Source organism: Demequina sp. (assembly GCF_016278765.1).
GTDB lineage: Bacteria > Actinomycetota > Actinomycetes > Actinomycetales > Demequinaceae > Demequina.
In genome coordinates, this window is sequence record NZ_JADQBE010000090.1 from 1 (window position 1) to 5,106 (window position 5,106).

Annotated in this window: 5 protein-coding genes and 1 pseudogene; 2 read left to right on the top strand and 4 right to left on the bottom strand. The window is 62.9% G+C overall.

Features of this window, described 5'->3' with window-relative positions; translation table 11 throughout:
- A partial coding sequence (locus tag QZZ29_RS12700; protein WP_291383780.1) for a hypothetical protein occupies positions 1-316 on the bottom strand: 316 nt, incomplete at its 3' end.
- Between the two features lie 48 nt (positions 317-364).
- On the opposite strand from QZZ29_RS12700, the gene QZZ29_RS12705 reads away from it, so the two are divergent.
- A complete protein-coding gene (locus tag QZZ29_RS12705; RefSeq protein WP_291383781.1) occupies positions 365-946 on the top strand; it encodes a helix-turn-helix domain-containing protein in 582 nt (193 codons plus the stop codon).
- Positions 947-1,019: 73 nt separating this feature from the next.
- Here QZZ29_RS12705 and QZZ29_RS12710 read toward each other — a convergent pair whose 3' ends face one another.
- The gene (locus tag QZZ29_RS12710) at positions 1,020-1,874 is read right to left on the bottom strand and encodes a TIGR02391 family protein (RefSeq protein WP_291383782.1); all 855 of its coding nucleotides are present in this window, start codon (positions 1,872-1,874) and stop codon (positions 1,020-1,022) included.
- 365 nt (positions 1,875-2,239) lie between these two features.
- Here QZZ29_RS12710 and QZZ29_RS12715 point away from each other — a divergent pair, with 365 nt between their 5' ends.
- Entirely contained in the window at positions 2,240-2,659 is a 420-nt protein-coding gene (locus QZZ29_RS12715; RefSeq protein WP_291383783.1) for a hypothetical protein, read from the top strand.
- Positions 2,660-3,082: 423 nt separating this feature from the next.
- Here the strand turns inward: QZZ29_RS12715 and QZZ29_RS12720 are convergent, their stop codons facing one another.
- On the bottom strand, positions 3,083-4,507 hold the full coding sequence (locus QZZ29_RS12720; protein ID WP_291383784.1) for a hypothetical protein: 1,425 nt from the start codon (positions 4,505-4,507) through the stop codon (positions 3,083-3,085).
- Between the two features lie 180 nt (positions 4,508-4,687).
- Positions 4,688-5,106 (bottom strand): annotated as a pseudogene (locus QZZ29_RS12725) (GTP 3',8-cyclase MoaA); the annotation flags it as partial.

Below are 5,106 nucleotides of genomic sequence, written 5' to 3' on the forward strand. Positions count from 1 at the left end.
AGCGGATGAGGGCGTCGCGGCCCGAGCGCTGGTCGTTGGGCGGCAGGCGCAGCAGCCCGCGCGCGAAGTACCAGCTCCACTGCAGGATCGCGTTGGTGAGCACGCCCAGGGTGACCAGGTGGATGGTGGTCCACCAGGTCTGCGGCAGGGCGTCGCGGGTTGCGATCGCGGTGACGGCGGCGGCCAGGGCGAGCAGCATCCACACGGTGGTGAGGCGATCGGTGCGCGGGCGGCGCGAGCGTGGCCGTTCTGTGGTGGCGCGTTCCTTGGTGAGGCGCTGCTCCGTGCTGCTGGGCTCGGCGGTCTGCGCGGCCATCGGTCCTCCGTCCTAGATGAATTGAGAGGATAAGGCTACTCTTTAATCATGAGGATCGATGAGGACGCACGTCCCGGCGCTGGGCGGGTGCTCGCGGCGGTGCGCGACGCGGCCGCTGGAGTGACGGCTGCCGAGCTCGGCTCGCGCCTCGGTCTGCACGTCACCACGGTGCGGTTTCATTTGGACCGTTTGGCGGCCGACGGTCTTGTTGCGGGCCGTGCCGCTCCTTCCGGGGGCCGGGGCCGACCACGCGTGGTTTACCAGGCGGTTCGCGTGCCCGACGCTCGGGTGGGGATGCTCGCAGCGCTCGCCGACGCTGCAGCTGGCGAAGGCCCGGCGGCGGAGCGTGCGCAGCGTGCGGGGGAGCGGTGGGCAGAGGGGCTGGATGTTGACGGTCTCGATCCCGTGGCCGCACTCGTGGCGGTGTTCACCGAACTGGGATTCGCGCCCGCACCCTTTGAGGGTGGGCTTGCGTTGCGTGCGTGCCCCTTCCTGGAGGACGCGCGCCGCCACCCGGAGGTGGTGTGTGGGGTACACAGGGGACTTGCGCTGGGGATTGCGCGGCGAGCGGGCGCCTCGATTGAACTCAGGCCCTTCGAGGGTGGGGTATGCGTGCTCGCGATTGCCTAGTGCCTAGCGGCGTGAGACGACGTGTTGAACCGGCCAAGCATGAGAATTGACCTCAGGCTAGCGCCTTATGAACTCAAGGATTGCTAGCGATCTCAATAGTGCACTGGTCCAGAAGGCGAGCCAAATAGCTGTACGCGGCGAGGCGTTCCATGGCCTCCTGTTCAGGAAGTTCGGTCCTCGTGTGGGTCGCCACGTTGCGAACCGTGAGATTGAGCCCAGTTGCGAGCAAATTCAGGGCCTTGGCGAGCGGCTCAATGCCTCCTCGCATGCTCCTCGTGGTCTTGTCCTCGGCAGAGCCGGGCCATACGAGTTTTGGTCTATCGAGGTCGGGTTCCCCCGGGGAGAGGGTCTGTTGCCAGAAGACAGTGTCGTCCACATCGCTACGGCCGAGCCTTTCCTTCCAGTGGATTGTCAAGCCCTCGGCGGCCTCGCGAACCGCGACGCGATATTGGTGGTTGACCCAATGGGCGGACGCGCCGGCCCACACCACGGCGTGGAACTGTCCGGGGGAGAAGGCGGGAAGTCTTGACTCGGACCGCGACTCAGCGTCTGCGATCATGGCGTCGAGTCTTCCCTTAACGTTTGCGGCGGTCATCCGAACGTCTCGCGGGGCGATCAGCGCTTTGGGGGATGACATGAGCGACCAGTTCGAGATCGGGTCGATTGCTCCCACGCCCGCGACCGCGATGTACGCGCCAGTTGCGGCTACTGCCGTTGCAGCCATGCCTGACGCCTCAGCCAAAGTGAGTTCGAGTTGCTCGACCTCGCTTGAGTCTTGGCCCGCCTTCATCCATACCGTCGGGAGGAGCCCGCGTGATGACATGTGGTCGGACTCATCTTGCGTTCGCATCCACGCGTTGAACGCAGCTTCGAATCGTTCGACGGCAACTCGTAGGCGTCGTAGGTAGTCAGCTCCATACTCGCTCATGCTCTTGCCCCTCTAGATCCATTCACGCCTCGCGTGTCAACGGAACGCCCACACAAGGCGAGGCTACAACTTGCAGGCCCTGCCCCCTACCCGCGATAGCGCTCATCGGTTTGCCGGGCGCCATTACGGGTACCTTGGCGGACATGGGCAAAGGTGCTCGGCTAAGAGCCTCACGGTCGATCCAGAGTGCGTAGAGATCGCGAAATGCTGTTGAGGCGGCTCGTCAGCCCCTTGTTCGCGCGGCGCAGGTGGTCACTCTGCTTTTTAGCGATACGCCGGATTGTGCAGGGGCCGCGGCATTGCTAGTCGCAATCGGTGAAGAACTGGGCGCTCCCGTGCGAGCCAGGCCTGTCTCCGTGATTGGAATGGATACCAAGTCGAAGGACAGCTTCTTCATGGGGCCGAAGGCGCGGGCGATGCGTTCGGAAGACGAACTTGCTACAAGCGAGGACTATCCCGGAAACGGTAAAGACACTGGGCACCTGGTCGTAACGTCGGACGAGGCTCTTTTGCTTCTCGACCCGAACCTCACTCAGGTACGGTCCTACGGGATGAACGCACCTGGTGTCGCGATCCGGATTCGAAGCACCGAACCTGAACCCGGCGAGTGCGATGTCGTATTCGGGTCCCTCCATTTGCATTACATGCTCGATGAAGGCAACCGATCGCTAATGCCCCGATTCGAGCGGGAACGTCGCGCGTCTCAGGCGAGAGCCAACGCCGTCAGCCGCGGCATTCGCGCGGGGCTGTCGCCCGCGGAGATCGCCAGTAACATCGAGCATTAGGCGCTGCGCGATCTTGGCACAAGTTTTGTGACGCCTCGGCGAAGCGCTGGAGCCGCAGAGTCAGGTCTCCTTGCTTTCTCCGCGGCTCAAGGGGACGCGGGCGGTGCGCGCAACGCGATCCGCAAGCCAGCGCAGCGGAGGCCAAATGCTTGTCCACTTCATGGAGGGCGCAAGCAGAACCCGTCACATAGGCACTTCCCCACAACCGCTCGCCGTACACGCACTGGCCCGAGGTTCCTCGCGCGCGGCACGGTCCATCGTTCCTAGAAACTGGGTCCGTCGGCATCGCCTAGACCGCGTCGGTAACCGCGTGCGAAGTCGACTCACGCGCGCATCGAGAAGCGCGCGTGCGCCGACGTGGCGCTGGTGGCAGTCGGTGTCTAGCGCAGAGCCACAGACAGTCCGTGCTCGGGCATCGGGTGCCTATTGCTTAACCATCCCATCCCGTGGAAATTCGACGGTGAAGTCCACTTCGCGCAACGCCTGGTTGACGAATGGATTCTCTCCTCTTTCGAAGGTAGCTAACGCTTCGCGCACGAGGCCACTTGCCAAAGGGTTCCGCGTTCGGAAGTAGTTGTCGATGTAAGTTCCGGGGTTCGTCATTTCGAGTGCACAGAACTCCTCAAGCTCGCCGAGCGAGACCACTTCGTGTGGAACGGTGCTATCGATCCACCAGCGATCCACGGCGACACCGCCCAAGTAGATTTGCTCGGCCGCGACGATCAAGCCGTAGAACGGTCTGTCCGTGGGGACAGCATCGAACCCCACCGGACCCATAGAAGCAACGCGCGCTGTTTCGTCTATTTGATCAGCCGCTTTGCGAAGATAGCGGTCGATAAGTTTCTGCTCTCCCTGAACATTGGCCAGCGCTTCAAGCCCCATCCGGGCACTCTTGCACTCGACAAGCAATACGCACTCGGGAAACACCACTATCCAGTCGACGGACTTCTTCTCGGGCTTGCCGTAGGTGATCTCGCGTATCAATCTCGAGTCCTCAAGCAGCGAGAGGTCTTCACCAGCGATGTTCTCCACACGGAACCCAAGGCTGTCTGCGAACTGTTGACCCCAAGCGTCCATCCCGCGGTAGTACAGGTTGTAAGTGGAGACGGAAGCGAGAACGAGATGGACCGACGGGGTGGCGAAGTTGCGATCCCCGAGCCGAACAAGCGGGAAACGGTGCAAGTCGTTGAATTCGGCCAGCGATTGGACGGTGCGGGTGCCACTCCGTTTCTCATGCAAGGCTCGAAACTCGTCAGGTGTTCGAGCAAGGTCAGCGATCACGGAGAAGATCAGATCGCGGCCCCCGAGGCGACCCAAGAGCTCGGTGTAATACTCGCCTTCCAAGGGCGCGATGCTGAAAACGCCCCGATTCTGGATCGCCCATACATGTATGAAGAACAGGGCTTTGATTCGTTCGCCCAGGGACACTCCGAACACTTCAGCCCAGTCATAGACGGTGCAACCATTGACTTCTTGACCCAGGAGGCGCCACGCGCGCGCGAGTTCGTTCAGGAGCGGGTGTTGCATAGGGATCTGCTCGTGCAACATCCGATTCATCAAGCTCCAGAGGTCTCCCGGCTCAGACTTCGGGTCGAGGAAGTGATACTGCTCTTTGAGCCGAATGAGATCAGCCCTACTAGCGGGCTTCCGTTGGAAATCAGTGCCATTCACTAGGGCGAGGCGAGCGACATGGGCATTTGCCCAGGGGAATTGCCTGAGACGGTCGAGGCTGGCGTGCCACTGCATATCGCTGTAAGTCTCCGCCGAATCGCGCGCGAGACCAACGAGCACGGATGTCCGTGACAGCCTACGAATAGCGACGGCGAGTTCCCGGTAGTTGTTCGGCACAGGATGAGCCTATGTCTCGGACCGGATATCGTGACGCGCGGGGCGTGGAATGCGTCGCGTTGACCGTCGGCACGGGAGTACGACGCTGAGACATCTCGTCCGACGATAGAGCCCGGGCGCCGCCGGGGAGGGTAATGCGAAGGGGGCGTGTTGATAACAGGTGGGCAACCCCGCATCCACCTACCCCCCGATGGCGCTCATCGGCCGGCTCGGCTGCACAAAGCTCGGGTCGTCGATCCCGTGCCCCGGTAGCTTGCGTGCCACGCAAGCGATCATCGCCTCAGCCAGCCGATCATCATCGGCACCAGAGCGCATCAACGTGCGCAGGTCCGATTCCTCGTGGGAGAACAGGCAGTTGCGGAACTGACCATCGGCGGTCAGGCGCACGCGGTCGCAGCGGTTGCAGAACTTGCGCGTCACCGACGCGATCACGCCCACCGTCGCATCCGTCCCCGCAATGCGGAACGTCTCCGCAGGCGCCGCGCCATCGTGGCCCAGCGGCTCCAGCGAGAACCGCTCAGAGATGGCAGCCAGAATCTCCTCCGCCGTCACCATCTCCTCGCGCCGCCACGTGTGCCCGCCGTCCAGCGGCATGTGCT

Coding starts and splice junctions, on each gene's coding strand:
- QZZ29_RS12710 (WP_291383782.1), bottom strand. CDS start 1,874: ATGAGCGAGTATGGAGCTGACTACCTACGACGCCTACGAGTTGCCGTC.
- QZZ29_RS12705 (WP_291383781.1), top strand. CDS start 365: ATGAGGATCGATGAGGACGCACGTCCCGGCGCTGGGCGGGTGCTCGCG.
- QZZ29_RS12715 (WP_291383783.1), top strand. CDS start 2,240: ATGGATACCAAGTCGAAGGACAGCTTCTTCATGGGGCCGAAGGCGCGG.